At 70.7% G+C, this 14739-nt stretch carries 13 protein-coding genes and 1 pseudogene; 6 read left to right on the top strand and 8 right to left on the bottom strand.

Annotated elements, in window-relative coordinates; translation table 11 throughout:
* Positions 1–154 precede the first annotated feature (154 nt).
* Complete coding sequence (locus HXX10_RS14315; protein ID WP_296523174.1) at positions 155–343, bottom strand: hypothetical protein; 189 nt, start codon at positions 341–343, stop codon at positions 155–157.
* A 279-nt stretch (positions 344–622) separates the two neighbouring features.
* On the opposite strand from HXX10_RS14315, the gene HXX10_RS14310 reads away from it, so the two are divergent.
* The 5 genes from HXX10_RS14310 to HXX10_RS14290 all read left to right on the top strand — a co-directional run bounded on the left by HXX10_RS14310 (position 623) and on the right by HXX10_RS14290 (position 7729).
* Positions 623–1768 (top strand): poly(3-hydroxyalkanoate) synthetase, encoded by a 1146-nt coding sequence (locus HXX10_RS14310; RefSeq protein WP_296523172.1) that lies wholly within the window; start codon positions 623–625, stop codon positions 1766–1768.
* Positions 1769–1872: 104 nt separating this feature from the next.
* Positions 1873–3252 (top strand): AarF/ABC1/UbiB kinase family protein, encoded by a 1380-nt coding sequence (locus HXX10_RS14305; protein WP_296523170.1) that lies wholly within the window; start codon positions 1873–1875, stop codon positions 3250–3252.
* Positions 3253–3347: 95 nt separating this feature from the next.
* Positions 3348–4049 carry a TetR/AcrR family transcriptional regulator gene (locus HXX10_RS14300; protein WP_296523168.1) on the top strand — a complete coding sequence of 234 codons (702 nt, stop codon included), beginning with the start codon at positions 3348–3350 and terminating at the stop codon, positions 4047–4049.
* Positions 4050–4107: 58 nt separating this feature from the next.
* Complete coding sequence (locus HXX10_RS14295; RefSeq protein ID WP_296523166.1) at positions 4108–5910, top strand: hypothetical protein; 1803 nt, start codon at positions 4108–4110, stop codon at positions 5908–5910.
* 280 nt (positions 5911–6190) lie between these two features.
* Positions 6191–7729, top strand: coding sequence for a DUF1254 domain-containing protein (locus HXX10_RS14290; RefSeq protein WP_296523164.1), 1539 nt, complete (start codon positions 6191–6193; stop codon positions 7727–7729).
* Here the strand turns inward: HXX10_RS14290 and HXX10_RS14285 are convergent.
* From HXX10_RS14285 to HXX10_RS14265, 5 genes and pseudogenes are all read right to left on the bottom strand, one after another.
* Positions 7686–8696, bottom strand: a pseudogene (locus HXX10_RS14285) (IS630 family transposase); the annotation flags it as partial. The gene HXX10_RS14290 and the pseudogene HXX10_RS14285 overlap by 44 nt on opposite strands.
* A gap of 102 nt (positions 8697–8798) precedes the next feature.
* Positions 8799–10031: a glycosyltransferase family 4 protein gene (locus HXX10_RS14280; RefSeq protein ID WP_296523162.1), complete on the bottom strand. Its 1233-nt coding sequence runs from the start codon at positions 10029–10031 to the stop codon at positions 8799–8801.
* Positions 10028–10450 (bottom strand): GtrA family protein, encoded by a 423-nt coding sequence (locus tag HXX10_RS14275; RefSeq protein WP_296523161.1) that lies wholly within the window; start codon positions 10448–10450, stop codon positions 10028–10030. The genes HXX10_RS14280 and HXX10_RS14275 overlap by 4 nt, the downstream gene beginning before the upstream one ends.
* Positions 10447–11190 carry a methyltransferase domain-containing protein gene (locus tag HXX10_RS14270; protein ID WP_296523159.1) on the bottom strand — a complete coding sequence of 248 codons (744 nt, stop codon included), beginning with the start codon at positions 11188–11190 and terminating at the stop codon, positions 10447–10449. The genes HXX10_RS14275 and HXX10_RS14270 overlap by 4 nt, the downstream gene beginning before the upstream one ends.
* The gene (locus HXX10_RS14265) at positions 11174–12442 is read right to left on the bottom strand and encodes a glycosyltransferase family 2 protein (protein ID WP_296523157.1); all 1269 of its coding nucleotides are present in this window, start codon (positions 12440–12442) and stop codon (positions 11174–11176) included. The genes HXX10_RS14270 and HXX10_RS14265 overlap by 17 nt, the downstream gene beginning before the upstream one ends.
* A 157-nt stretch (positions 12443–12599) precedes the next feature.
* Between HXX10_RS14265 and HXX10_RS14260 the strand changes: the two genes are divergently transcribed.
* Positions 12600–13193 carry a DUF2478 domain-containing protein gene (locus HXX10_RS14260; RefSeq protein ID WP_296523155.1) on the top strand — a complete coding sequence of 198 codons (594 nt, stop codon included), beginning with the start codon at positions 12600–12602 and terminating at the stop codon, positions 13191–13193.
* Positions 13194–13236: 43 nt separating this feature from the next.
* Here the strand turns inward: HXX10_RS14260 and HXX10_RS14255 are convergent, their stop codons facing one another.
* On the bottom strand, positions 13237–13965 hold the full coding sequence (locus HXX10_RS14255) for an ABC transporter ATP-binding protein (RefSeq protein ID WP_296523154.1): 729 nt from the start codon (positions 13963–13965) through the stop codon (positions 13237–13239).
* Between the two features lie 3 nt (positions 13966–13968).
* Entirely contained in the window at positions 13969–14718 is a 750-nt protein-coding gene (locus HXX10_RS14250; RefSeq protein ID WP_296523152.1) for an ABC transporter permease, read from the bottom strand.
* Between the last annotated feature and the right edge of the window lie 21 nt (positions 14719–14739).

The following is a 14739-nucleotide window of genomic DNA, read 5'->3' as shown; positions in this document are numbered from 1 at the left end:
TGCAAGGCTCGGTCCGCTTCACCTCTCCCCGGCGGGGAGAGGTCGGATCGCGGAGCGATTCGGGTGAGGGGGTGCTGAAGCCAGCGTTCGCGCCTTCACCCCGGCGCGCAGGAATGCGCCGATCCTCTCACCACGGGTGAGGGCAACATCCGCCTCACGCCCGGGCGGCGTGGCGCTCGGCGAACTCGGCGTAGCTGTGCTTCTGTCCGTCCGGACCCGTGATCTGCACGTCCGTGACGCCCTCGCCCAACAGCTCGTCGGCCTTCTTGATCGCTGCCGCGGGCGAGTCCCGCTTCAGGGTGATGGCGCCTGCGGTGTCGTGGCCGGTGATGGTGTAGCTCATGGGCCTCTCGCTGTTGATCCGTGGCGAGCATACAGGGTTCGGCGCGGGCGCGCGACCGGCCGCGGCGAAACCCCGCCGCGCGTGCGGACGTCTGGACACGCATGGCATTCCGCGCGTGGCGGCACCGGCTCGACACGCCGTGCGTGCTTGTGGAGGCCGGCCGGAAGGCGTAACCTGAGGTTGCGAGCTTTTCGGGCATGCGGACGCGTTCCGAGCCCATGCCCGTCACGCTGGGATCCGTGTCGATTCCGGCGGGGCCGTCAGTGCAGAGGGACGCGTATGGCGGGTCCGTCATTCCCCTCGGCGTTTCTGTGGCCGATGCTGGCCGCCATGTCGGCGAGCGAGGCGACCGCCGCCTTTGTGCACGACCTCGCCCGGATGACGGCAACCGAGGCGCCGCTGCGGCCGCCGCTGGTCCAGCCCGAATGGACCACCCCCAACACCATCGTGCTCGAGCTGCCGACCCTGTCGCTGCGCGACTTTTCGAGCCCCGGCCAGCCTGCCGACACGCGGCCGACCCTGATCTGTGCCCCGTATGCGCTGCACGGCGCGACGGTCGCCGATTTTGCGCCCGGCCACAGCCTGGTCGAGGTCCTCAGGGCTTGCGGGAGACGTAACCTGCATCTCGCCGAATGGCGCTCGGCGACCCCCGGCATGCGCTACTTCTCGATCGACACGCTGCTCGCCGACCTCAACGTGGCGGTCGACGAGTTCGGCGAGCCGGTCGACCTGATCGGCATCTGCCAGGGCGGCTGGATGGCACTGCTGTTCGCCGCCCGCTTCCCCCGAAAGGTGCGCCGGCTGGTGATCGGCGGCGCACCGCTCGACCTCGCGGCCGGCGATTCCGGGCTGTCGCGGCTCGCTGCGACCACCCCCCTCTCGGCCTTCACCGAGCTGCTGCGGTTCGGCGACGGACGGCTGCTCGGACAGCTCATGCTCGGCCTGTGGGGCCCGGCGCCGACCACGCCCGGCGCGATCCGGCACGAGCTGCAGCTTCCGCCGCCGAACCCGGACCTGCCGCCGTCCGTCGAGGAGGAGGCGCTGCACCAGCGATTCCGCGACTGGTACGACTGGACCGTCGACCTGCCCGGCACCTATTACCTGCAGGTCGTCGAGTGGCTCTACAAGGAGAACCGGCTGGCGCGCGGCGAGTTCGTCGCGCTGGGCCGACGGATCGACCTGTCGGCCGTGCGGCTGCCCGTGCTGCTGCTCGCCGGCCGCGACGACGCCCTGATCGGCACGGCCGCGGTGCTGGCCGCCGCAAAGGCACTGGGCACGCCGCGCGAAAACCTCGTGACCCAGGTGACGCCGGCCACCCATCTCGGCTTGTTCATGGGGCGCGGCTGCCTCACCGAGACCTGGCCCGGCATCGTCGCCTGGCTGGACCGATCCGAGCCCTCCCGCCCGGCCGCGACCGCGGCCTGACCCTTCTCCCGGCGCTCGGGGCCGTCGCCGGCGGCCCGTTCACGCTGACGCCGCACACCGGTGGCGCTTCGCCACCCACCACCCTATATCGGACACTCCGACCGATGGGTGCCATGAACGATCTCGAGAAGAACCGTTTTTCGGCGCGGGCCAAGCGCTACGCGCGAGTCGGCGCCAATGTGGGCGGGGTTGCCGCCCGGCTGGCGGCGACCCGCATCCTCAGCGGCAGTCACGATCGCGAGAGCGGCGCCGCGGATCTGGCCGCCGCACTCGGCAGCCTGAAAGGCCCGATCATGAAGGTGGCCCAGCTCATGGCCACCATCCCGGACCTGCTGCCGCCCGAATACACCGCCGAGCTCGCCAAGCTGCAGAGCGAGGCCCCGCCGATGGGCTGGGCCTTCGTCAAGCGGCGCATGCAGGCCGAGCTCGGGCCGGACTGGACGGCGAGGTTCGCCGGCTTCGAGCACAAGCCGGCCGCTGCCGCCTCCCTCGGCCAGGTCCACCGGGCGACCTCGCACGACGGCGCCGCCCTCGCCTGCAAGCTCCAGTATCCGGACATGCAGTCGGCCGTGGAGGCGGACCTGCAGCAGCTCGGCTGGCTGTTCGCGCTGCACCGGCGCATGGACCCGGCGATCGACACCACCGAGATCGCCAAGGAGATCGCCGCGCGGGTGCGCGAGGAGCTCGACTACGAGCGCGAGGCCAAGCATGTCCGGCTCTACCAGACCGTGCTGGCCGACGAGCCGAGCGTCCGGGTGCCCGGCGTGTGGCCGGAGCTGTCGACCCGGAGGCTGCTGACGCTCGACTGGCTCGAGGGCCGCAAGCTCCTGAGCTTCAAGGGCGACGACATCGAGATCCGAAACCGCCTCGCCACCGCGCTCTACCGCGCCTGGTGGATGCCGTTCGCCCGCTTCGGCGTGATCCACGGCGACCCGCATCTCGGCAACTACACGGCGTTCTCGCAGGACGGCGAGCCGTCCGGCATCAACCTGCTCGACTACGGCTGCATCCGCATCTTCCCGCCGCGTTTCGTGAGCGGCGTCGTCGACCTCTATCACGGGCTCCTGAAGAACGACCGCGACCAGACCGTCCAGGCCTACCAGGCCTGGGGCTTCCGCGATCTCACGCACGACGTCATCGACATCCTGAACATCTGGGCGCGGTTCATCTTCGGGCCCTTGATGGAGGACCGGGTGCGGACCATCGCGGACGGCGTCAAGCCGGGCGAGTACGGCCGCCGCGAGGCCTTCGTGGTGCACCGCGCGCTCAAGGAGAAGGGCCCGGTGACGATCCCGCAGGAATTCGTGTTCATGGACCGCGCCGCGATCGGGCTCGGCGGCGTGTTCCTGCATCTCGATTCGCGGCTCAACTACCATCGCCTGTTCAACGAGGCGATCGAGCACTTCTCGGTCGCCCAGGTGGCCGAGCGGCAGCGCAAGGCGCTCGCCGGCGCCGGCCTGCCGGCGAACGCCGGGCAAGGCTGACGCTTGTCGCACCGTGCCGGCTCCGAAACAGCGTGTTGCATCGCGCCGGGAGTGCTCTAAACGGATACGCACTGCTTCAGCCGAGAGCCGGGCCCATGCCGACGTCGAGAAGCTCCACGTCCACGCGCGCGCGGCATGGCAGCCGCCCGACCTCCGACCCGTCGGCCCGTCTGACCAAGCGCATCATCGAGGTGGCGACGACGCTGTTCCTCGGCGCCGGCTACGGGGCGACCACCATCGACATCATCGTGGCAAAGGCCGGGATCTCGAAACGGACATTCTATGCACACTTCGGCAGCAAGGCGGATCTGTTCGCCGCCGTCGTGATCCGTCTGGCCGAGCTGAATTTCCCCAGCCTCGACTCGCTCCAGGTGGCCACCGGTCCGCTGGAGCTGCAACTCGAGCAGGTCGCGGTGGAGATCCTGCGGATCACCGGAAAGCCGGAAGGAGTCGCGCTGGACCGGATGGTGACGGCGGAGGTGGGCCGGTTCCCGGAGCTCGGGCGGATTCTCTACGACTTCGCCGGCTCGCGCGTGCTGGGGGCGGTCTGCAAGATCCTCGACCAAGCGTGCGCCAAGGGCGAAATCGGTCCGCTGGACACCCAGTTCACGGCCCAGCATTTCCTCCAGGCCGCCGTGCTCGGCCCGCGCCGCTTCATCGTGCTCGGCCTCGAGGACAGCCGCATGACGCCCAAGAAGCTCGAGCGGCTGCGGCGGGCCGTGAGGCTGTTCCTCGACGGCGCCCGCGGCGCGACCCACGGAGCACGGACCGTGCCTCGACGGCCCTCCCGCGCTTAAGCGGTCCCTAACGCCGCTCGGCTAGGCTCGTCGCGAGCGACGGACAGGGGGGCGCGCGGTGGCGGAGGAGACCGTCGTCGTACAAACAAGCACTGCGGTCGGGCGTGCGGCCCTGCCCGCACCACTGCGGCAAACCTGCATCGGTTCGGCGCTGGCGATCCTGATCGGCCTCGTCGTCGCGCCGCCGCTGCTCGCGGCGCTGACCACGCAGGGGCTGCCGCAGTTCTATCTGGTCCGCCAGGATACGGTCTGGCTCGCCGTGACGGTGGCGCTGCTGCTCGCGCTCGCCGGGCTGCGGCTGCCGGTGCGGCGCCTCGCCGCGCTGCCGCCGCCCGACGCCGGCCCGACCGCTTGGATCGCCGCCGCCCTGGTCGTCATGATCGCGGCGGCGGGCACTTTCCTGGCCCTGCGCGGCTTTGCGCTGTCGCGCGACGAGATGATGGCCGATTTCGACGCCACCATCCTGCGGACCGGTCGGCTGGTCGCGGCGCTGCCGCCCGACTTTCGGGCGTTGCGCGACGCGCTGATCCCGGAATTCCTGCTGCCGGTGCCGGGCGGGGCCTTCTGGGTGTCGAGCTATCTGCCCGGCAATGCCGGCTTGCGTGCCGCCGTCGGGCTCGTCGTCGATCCGGGCTGGACCTCGCCGGTGCTGGCCGGCCTCGCCGTGCTGGCGCTGTGGCGATGCGGCCGCCGGCTGTGGCCGGACCGCCCCGACGCGACCGTGGTCGCCGTGCTGCTGCTCGCCGGCTCGACGCAGGTGCTGGTCACCGCCATGACGGCGTTCGCCATGACGGCGCATCTCGCGCTGAATCTGGCTTGGCTGGCGCTCTACCTGCGCGACGACCGCCGCGGCCATTGCGGTGCCGTCGCGGTCGGGGCGCTGGCCTGCGGGCTGCACCAAGTGGTCTTCCACCCGCTGTTCGTCGCCCCCTTCGTGCTGCATCTGCTGATGCGGCGGCGGTTCCGGCTGGCGCTGCTCTACATCGCGGCCTATGGCGTCATCTGCCTGTTCTGGATCGCCTATTGGCGCCTGGTGCTGCAGGCGGAAGGCGCCGGCGGTGCGGCCGCGCAGGTCGGTGCCGACTGGTTCGCCACGCGGGTGCTGCAGCTCCTCGCCGACTTCAGCCTCGGCGGCCTCGCCTTGATGATCGCCAATGCGCTGCGCTTCGTCGCCTGGCAGCACCTGCTGCTGCTGCCGCTCGCCACGCTGGCCTGGGGCGCCATCCGGCGCGACGAGGGGATCGCCCGGCCGCTCGCCGGCGGCATCGTGCTCACGCTCCTCGCCGTGTTCGTGCTGCTGCCCTATCAGGGCCATGGCTGGGGCTATCGCTACCTGCACGGCCTGATCGGCAATGCCTGTCTGCTCGCCGGCTACGGCTGGATCGCCGCGACGGCACGGGCGGATGCGGGCGAGCGCGCGGCCGCCGCCGTCGCGGTCGGGCTCGCGGCGACGCTGGCGATCCTGGTGATGCTGCCGGCGCGCATCGCGCAGGCCGTCCAGATGATGGCCCCGTATCGGGCCGCCATGGCGGCGATCGCGGCGACCCCGGCCGACATCGTGATGGTGGACCGCGGCGGGCTCGCCTTCGGCCACGACCTCGTGCGCAACGATCCGTTCCTGCGCAACCGCCCGCTGGTGCTCGATCTCGGCGCCGTCGACGCGGCACACCTGACGGCGCTGTGCAGCCGCCATACGGTCGCGGTGCTCGACCGCCGGCAGGGGCGCGCGCTCGGCATCATGGCGGACGAGACCAGCGATCCGGGCGGCGACCGCGACCGGGCGGCGCGACGTGATCAGATGCGGTTGCTCGGCTGCGGCACCGACCTGCCGATTGCGGGCGACGCGAAGACCGTTCGCTAGTGGTCAGAATCTGACATTTGGTACCCGATCCATGGGTCAGGCCGGGATGAAGAGCGGCCTGTCTTCTGTCCCTCTGCTCGCGAGTGCAGCGGACGCTCTGCCGAAGCCTTGGGTCGGCCGAGAGCGAAGTTGCCGCTTCGACAATTATGCCAGCAAAAAAAGGCAGCCTATCGTCGAAGGGCGTATGGCGACGCCCGTCGCCGTCGACGCCCGCTCCCCATCTTGGCGCGCAAACAGAACTGTGGCAGACCTTGCTCAAATTCTCTCTGGGAGCAATGCGATGAAGACTGTCCGGTGTGTTCGCGCATCTTTGGCGGCAAGCGTTGCGGTGGCATTGAACGTCGGGGGCACCCTCGCCCAACCGTTGACGGGCGCACCGACGCCCCCGGCATTCAAATTCACCACGCCGATGCCGCAAGGCGTCGTCGTGCCCGATAGCGTGGACACGCGGCTCGGCATATTGCGTTTCCTCGGCGGCGTGCCTGATCAGGCGAGCACAGACAAGATCTACGACAATCTCGACTTCCAGCGGGCGGTGCAGGCCTATCTGCTCGCACTTCCGGTGGTCAACCAGATGGCCAACCGCACCGCGACGCTCTCGATTGGCCCTGCCAATACGACCGTCCCGATCTGGGAGCAGATGGTGGACTCGAGGACCGTCGAACTGACGGCCAACGACAACACACCCTACACCTGGATGTGGCTCGATCTGCGCAACGGTCCGCTGGTGGTCGAGGCCCCGCCAAAGGTGCTCGGCACAGTCAACGACATCTGGTACCACTGGGCGGCCGATATCGGCTTCACCGGCCCGGATCACGGCGAGGGGGGCAAGTTCCTGCTCCTGCCGCCCGGCTACAAGGGTGACGTACCGCCGGGTTACTTCGTTGTCCGCCCGGGCAGCCTGAGCGTCTGGGTCGTCTGGCGCAGCTTCGTGGTCGACGGCAGCCCGGCGCCGGGTGTCGATCTCGTCAAGAAGATGACGAAGGTCTATCCGCTCGGGCAGTCCGGTGCGCCGCCGCAGATGAAGTTCGTCAACATGTCGGGCAAGCCATTCAACATGGTCGGCCCCGGCGACTTCCGGTTCTGGGAGTTGCTGAACGAGGCTTTGCAGAACGAGCCGACCGAGGCAGTCGATCCCACGACGCTCGGCTTCTGGGCCTCGATCGGCATCCAGAAAGGCAAGCCGTTCGCGCCGAATGATCGGATGAAGAGGATCCTGACCGAGGCGGCGGCCGTGGGCGACGCGACGGGGCGGGCCCTGTTCTACCGCAACCGCGAGAAGGAGGCGCTTTTCTTCGACAATCGGAATTGGAAGCGCCCGTTCATCGGCGGCTACAGGTTCGAGTGGCAGCCGGGTGTCGCCAACCTAACCGGTAGCGCGATGTACTTCTTCGCTGCGACTGGCGTCACGCCGGCGATGGACACGCAGATCGTCGGGGAGGGTTCGACCTACCCATGGACGGCGACGGACGCCGACAACAATCCGCTCGATGGGGGCAAGAGCTACAAGCTGCACCTGCCGCCGCACATTCCGGTCAAGACGTTCTGGTCGGTGATCGTGTATGACGCGCAGACCCGCTCGATGCTGCAGACCGATTCACAGTTCCCGAGTGTGAGCAGCCAGAGCAAGACGGTGCGAGCGAATGCCGACGGCTCCGTGGATGTGTATTTCGGCCCGAAGGCACCTGCCGGGCACGAGAGCAACTGGGTTCAGACCGTCCCTGGCAAGTCGTGGTTCACAATCCTGCGCCTCTACGGCCCGCTGGAACCGTGGTTCAAGCAGGAGTGGCGGCCGGACGACATAGTGCTGCAGCCGTGAGCTGGTGGAGCGAATCTAACGCGTGGTGCCCGCACCTCACGGCGGCGATGATCTTGTCCGGGTCCCCGGTCCATGTGAAGGGGTTCGGGGCGGCATTGGTTTCGGCGACGAAGCGATTGATGGCGGCCTGGAGGTCGACGACGGATCGGAAGACGCCGCGTTGCAGACGGCGTCGACTGAGCTTGACGAAGAAGCCCTCGACGGCGTTGAGCCACGAGCACGAGGTCGGCGTGAAGTGGACGACGAAGCGCGGGTGGCGATCCAGCCAGGCGCGCACCTTCGGATGCTTGTGGGCGGCGTAGTCGTCGAGGATGACGTGGATCATCTTGCCGGCCGGCACCTCGGCCACGATGGTGTTCAGGAATCGGATGAGTTCCTGAGAGCGATGGCATTGCATGTTGCGGCCGATGACGGTGCCGTCGAGGACGTTCAGTGCTGCGAACAGGGTCGTGGTGCCGTGACGCTTGTAGTCGTGCGTCATGGTGCCGAGACGTCCCTTTTTCAGCGGCAGGCCCGGCTGGGAGCGGTCGAGCGCCTGGATCCGGCTCTTCTCGTCGACCGACAGCACGATGGCGTGGGCCGGGGGATCGACGTAGAGGGCGACCACGTCGCGCAGCTTGGCGACGAGCTTCGGATCGTTCGAGAGCTTGAACTGCCGGCACCGCTGCGGCTGCAGCCCGTGCGCCTTCCAGATGCGGCGGACCGCGCTCGCGCTGATGCCGCTTGTCCGCGCCATCAGATCGGCGGTCCAGTGGGTGGCCTCCGTCGGCGGGTCGGTCACGGTGAGCGCCACCACGCGCTCGGCCACCTCCGAGCCTAGCCGGGGGATGCGCGAGGGGCGTGTCTTGTCGGTAAGGAGGCCGTCGACGCCGACCTCCATGAACCGCTACTGCCAACGCCAGGCGTAGGTCTTCGACGTGCCGGTCTGCCGCATGATCTCGGTGAAGCCGATGCCGTCGGCGTTCAGGCGGTTTGACGGTGACCGAAGTCCCGGGGCGCATTGGCCAGGCTCGCACGCCAGCCCGAAAAGCAGAATCCCGTCCAGGACTCTTCCGTCAGGCAGAGACCACTAGCCCGCCACCGCGGGCGTGCCGGACGGCGTCGGCGCCGCGCGCCGCGTCGCCAGCCGCCGCACCAGCATGGCATGGCGCGCGGCCGTGCGATCCCAGGCATAACGGTCGCGGGCAAAAGCGGCACGGGCGTCGCGATCGCCCGCCGCGCAACCCGCCGCGAGCAACCGGTCGAGCGCGGCGGCAAATCGCTCGGCGGTCGCGGCGGGATCGTCCGGCGTCACCGGCACGCCGGTGAGGAATCGTTCGGCGGCCGGATCGGCGCGCGCGCTGTCCTCGCCGCACAGCACCGGCAGGCCGCAGGCGAGCGCCTCCTGGACGACCAGCGGGAAGCCTTCGCCGGTGCTGGGCAGCACCAGACAATCGCTGGCCCGGTAGAGCGGCGCCAGCGCCGCGCCCGACAGCGAGCCGAACACCCGCACATTGGGCTGTCCGGCGCCGCCCGGATCGAGCGGCCCCCAGCCGGCGAACGCGAAGGTCACGTCGGGCCGCAGGCGCGCCATGGAGACCAGCGCCGCGATCCCTTTCTTCTCGACGAAGCGGCCGACGAACAGCGCGATCTTGCCGTCCCCGGGCAGGCCGAGCCCGCGGCGCGCTTCGGCGACGACGGCCTCGTCGGCGGCCGGCGCAAACACGTCGGTGTCGACGCCGTTGAAGATCAGGGCCGGCGGCGCGCGAAAGCTCAGGCCGGCGAAGTGGCGCGCCGTGGTCTCGCTGATGAACACGGTCTGGTCGGCGCGTGCCAGCAGCGGCCGCGCGACCAGCCGGTCGGCCAGCGTCATGGCGGCGCGCAGCAGCGGATTGCGATAGGGCACGACGCCGATGTGCTGGACCACCATCACGGGCGTTCCACAATGGCGTGCCGCCGCGACGGCGGCGAGGCTGGTGAGATAGAGCGCGTCGTGCACGACGACGACATCGGCCGCTGCGACCTCGCGGGCGATGGTGCGCAGCGCCGGCAGCCCGGGCACCGGAAACGGCACGCCGATGGCGCGCTCGACCAGGTTGGCGGCGCCGACCGGGACGGTGCGCACCCCCTCGGCGGCCGGCGGCGGCGAGTCGTCGGTGGCGAGCCAGGTCACCGCGATGCCAGTGCCGGCGAGCTCGCGGGCGAGCCGGCCGGCGACGATCTCGATGCCGCCGCGGTGGCTCTCGAAGAAATGCGTCACCATCAGGAGCCGCAGCGGCCGCCCGGCCGCCTCGGCGCGCTCGGGTGGCGGCAGGGTCGTCATCGCGGCGCGCCCGTGTGGTCGGCCCAGGTGGCGGGCGCCGGCGCCGGCCGGCCCGGCAGGATCGCCCAGCGCGAGGCGACGAAGTTCCAGGCGACCATCACGACGGTGGCGATCGCTGTCGCCGGACCCGGGGCGAGGCCGGCGAGACCGCACAGCCCGAACAGCAGCACCGTGTAGAGCGGATAGTTCGACGCCATCGCCAGCGTGTAGCGGCGAAACGACGCCCACGACCGGCGGCCGACAAAAGTCCAGTGGACATGCAGCAGGTAGCCCGGCACGAGCACCAGCGGGAAGGCCAGTACGGTCGCCGGCAGCCAGTGCAGACCGAGAGCGCCGAAGCCCCCCATCAGCGCGATGTTCAACCCGGCACAGACCGCCCCGACCACCAGATAGCGGTGCGGCGCGCCGATCCGGATCATCCCCGCGGCTCCGCCGGGGCCGAGAGCGTCACGTACACGCAGGCGTTCTCGCGGGTGATCCAGGCCGGCGTGACGGCGTCCTCGACGACGGCGCGGGCGTTCATCACCACGGCGAGCGCCCCCGCGATGGCGCCGCCGACCACAGGGATCTTGCGCAGCGCATAGGCGGCGCCGGTGAGGCGCAGGATCGTGGTCCAGGCGAGCGGGCCGACCACCGGCACGCAATCGCTGGTGACGAAGCCGTGGTCAGCCATTTCGGCGACCAGACCTTCGCGGGTCCAGCGCCGGTGGTCCTCCGGATGCGGGTGATAGAGCCACGAGCCGTGGGTCGACAGCAGCAGGCGCCCGCCCGGCCGCAGCACCCGGCGCGCCTCGGCAAAGTAGGTCGTCAGGTCGCGGACGTGCTCCAGCACCTGGAACGACAGCACGAGATCGCAGCTCGCATCGGGTGCGCCGATATGGCCGGCGGCATCGATGGTGACGTCGCCGCCGGAAAAGTCGGCGCCCACATAGGTCATGCCGGCGTCCTGGAACAGCGTCGCATAGGGGCGCGAGCCGCAGCCGAAATCGAGCGCGACGCCGCCCGGCCGGGCGATCCGCGGCACCGTCGCCTCGACGGCGGCCGTGAGGCCCTTGAGGACCAGCCAGTCGGTGTCGATCGGGCGCGGCTCGCGGCGTCGCTGCGCCGAATGCCGCCCGAAGCTCGCGTCGGTCGCCGCCGTGTCAGCGAGGAAGGCCATGCAGCACCTCGTATCCGATCTCTGCCTCCGGCCGCGCCTGCGGATCCGGCTCGGGTTCGCGCAGGAAGGCCGCCTCGTTGCCGCCCAGGATGGCGAGCAGGAAGCCGCCGAGCACGTTCTGGGCGCCGACCACCACCAGCGAGGTGCCGATCACGGCCGGCAGCACGCTGGCGATGGCGCCGAACTGGTGCGCCGACCACCACGCCGCGACGGCGACCAGCACGGCGAGGCCGGCGATCAGCAGGCCGAGGCCCCCGAACAGCATGGTCTCCAGCGAGACGAAGCGGGCGAGCCGCGCGGTGCGCGGGCTCGGCGGCCGGTAGCCTTCGCGCACCCCGTAGAGATGGCCGGCGGCGGCGAGCAGCCCCGCCGTGTGGCCCAGGCCGATCAGCGCGCCGGCCAGCACGATCCAGTAGTTGCCGATCGGGGTCGGCAGGCCGGGGGCGAAGAGCGCCATGGCGCTGGCGAACACCAGAATGGCGAGGCCGAGCGCGCCCGCGAAGGCGGCCGGGAAGGCGAACACCCAGGACGGGCTGAGGATCAGCAAGTAGCGCAGATGCCGCCAGCCGTCGCGCCACGGGCGCAGATGCGGCGGGCGGTCGCGCAGGTCGGGCGACAGCGACGCAGGCGTCTCGGCGATCCGGCAGCCGAGCAGCGCCGCCTTGATCACCATCTCGCTCGCGAACTCCATGCCGGTGCTGGTCAGCCGCAGCCGCGCGAAGCAGTCCTTGGTGAAGGCGCGCAGGCCGCAATGGGCGTCGCTGACGCCGGTCGTGAACAGCAGGTTGAGGATTCCGGTGAGCACCGGATTGCCGATATGGCGGTTCTTCCAGGGCATGGCGCCGGGCTTGATCTCGCCCTTGAAGCGCGAGCCCATGCACAGGTCCGCCCCCTCGATCAGCCGGCCCACCATGGCGACGGCCTCGCGGAAATCGTAACTGCCGTCGGCGTCGCCCATGACGATGTAGCGGCCGCGCGCCGCGCCCGCCCCACCGATCAATGCTGCGCCATAACCGCGCCGCCGCACCGGCACGACGCGGGCGCCGAGCGAGCGGGCGAGGTCCTGGCTGCCGTCGGTCGAGCCGTTGTCGGCGATGAGGATTTCGCCTGCCAGGCCGAACGTCCGCGCCATGGCGTCGAGCGCCACCTTGGCATTGGCGATGCAGGCCGGCAGCGAGAGCGCCTCGTCGAGGCACGGCATCACGATCGTGACGTCGACGGCGGCCGTCGTGCCGTCACCCACCAACGCCATGGCCAGGTCCCCGCGGTCGATTGTGAACAGACGTCTCGGACCGTAAACCGGATGGGTTAAGGCTCCGTTCGGGCCGATGGCGGAACCTGCGCGGGGGACCTCTCCCGGCGCGACACCACGCCTTGAAGCTGTAGCCATGTCGATATAGGATTGCGCGATGCTGACCGATGCGGGACGGGACGATGCGGACGAACCGGGCGGTGCGGGGCCGATCCCCATCGCCGCTGTCGGGGGCGCCCGCAGCTCCGTCATTCAGCCGCTGCTCGCCGAGTTCGCGGCGCGGCGCTCCCGCGAGGGCATGCGGGTGGTCGGCGTGGTCGAGGAGCCGTGCCCGGACGGCGGCGACTGCGCCTTGTTCTTGCGCGACCTCGCCACCTCGCTGCGGATTGCCATCAGCCAGAACCTCGGCCCCGGCTCGACCGCGTGCAACCTTGATGCGGGCGGGCTCGCTGCCGCCTGCGGGCTGGTCCAGACCGCCATCGCGGCCGGCGCCGACCTGGTGGTCCTGTCGAAGTTCGGCAAGGTGGAGGCGGACCGCCACGGCCTCACCGAGGCCTTCCAGGCGGCGATCGCCGCCGACCTGCCGATCGTCACCGCGGTGGCGCCGTCGCTCGCCGAGGCCTGGACGGCATTTGCCGGGCCGCTGTCGGTCCCGGTCGCAGCCGAGGCGGAGGCGCTCGAGGCGTGGTGGAGCCGGCAGGCCCGGGCCAAGGCAGCAGCACGGTCAGGCGAGCCGGCTCACCAGCGGTAGCGCGCCGGCACCGCCCAGGCGAGCCGCCAATCGACGCCGCGCGTCAGACCTGAGCGGTCGCCGCGAGCAGCGCGTCACGCACCGCCGGACGGTCGAGCAGCGCCGCGGCGGCAAGGTGGATTTTCGACGGCGCATCGACCGGGGAGGTCCGCTCGTCGTGGACCACCCGGGCGGGACGCGGCGACAGTACCACCAAACGATCGGCGAGCCGCACCGCCTCGGTGACGTCGTGGGTGACGAACAGGGCCGCGAGGCCGGTCTCGGTCACGGCCGCACGGACGACGTCCTGCAGGTCGCGACGCAGCCCGACATCGAGGGCGGCGAAGGGCTCGTCCATCAGCACCAGATCGGGCGCGACCATCAGGGCGCGGGCGATGGCGACGCGCCCCTGCATGCCACCGGACAGCGCCGGCGGCCGCTTGTGCAAATCGGTAGCCGAGAAGCCGAAGCGGCCGAGCAGCGCCGCAGCGCGGGCCCGTCGCTCCGCCGTGCGCACACCGTTCGCGGCGAGGCCGAAGGCGGCATTGTCGAGCGCCGACCACCACGGCAGCAGCCGCGGCTCCTGGAACACCACGGCGGTGCGGGCGAACGTGTTGGCGATCCGCCCATGGGAGGCGCGCGCAAGCCCGCAGGCGAGCCGCAGCAGGCTGGTCTTGCCGCAGCCGGACGGACCGAGCAGCACCACGAGCTCACCCGGTGCGATCGCGAGATCGAAGCCGGCCAGCACCGGGCCGTCCCCGTAGCGAAGCGTGACGTTCTCGAAGCGCAGCACGGTTCACCCCGTCGCCACGGCGGCCGGACGACGGGCACCGAGGAACCGACGGATCGGCGCCAGCAGCAGGCCGTCGCAGACGAGCAGCAGCGCGACGACGAGCAGAATCCACGCCATCGTCTCGGCGAGGTCGAGATGCGCCCGTGCCGTCGCGATCTTGCCGCCGATGCCGGTGCCGCCGCCCAGAACCTCGGCCATCACGCCGACCTTCCAGGCGAAGGCGAGCGCGGTGGCGAGCGCCGGCAGCAGCGGGTCGAGGAGCTGCGGCAGCACCAGCATGCGCAACCGCAGCAGCGGCGGCGCGCCATAGACCCGTGCCATCTCGGACAGTTTCGGGTCGCGCGCCAGGATGCCCTGGAGCGCCGCCGAGAAGACGATGGGGACGACCGTCACCAACACCGTGAAGGCGGGGGCGAGGCCGCGCGGCCCGAACCACAAGAGCGCCAGCACCACCCAGGCGATCGGCGGCACGCCTAGCGTCACGGTGACGACCGGGCGCAGCGCGGCGCCGAGCGGAGCGACCACGCCGGCCGCGATCCCCAGCGCCACACCGAGCGCGGCGCCGACGAGCCATCCCGCGAGCGCGTTGGCGCCCGTGACGGCGAGCGCCGGGCCGGCCTGCCCCGACGTGATCAGATCGACCAGGCACGACACCGTCTCGACCGGCGACGGCAGCACGAACGGGCCAAAGACGCGGTGGCCGAACTCCCAGGCGAGCGCCAAGGAGACGAGGCCGAGCGCACCGAAGATCAAGTTCGAGATGCGTCGGTCATT

It is taken from the genome of Rhodoplanes sp. (assembly GCF_013377085.1).
Taxonomy (GTDB): domain Bacteria; phylum Pseudomonadota; class Alphaproteobacteria; order Rhizobiales; family Xanthobacteraceae; genus Rhodoplanes.
The sequence above is the reverse complement of the archived record's forward strand: the minus strand, read 5'-3'. Positions and strand labels throughout refer to the sequence as shown.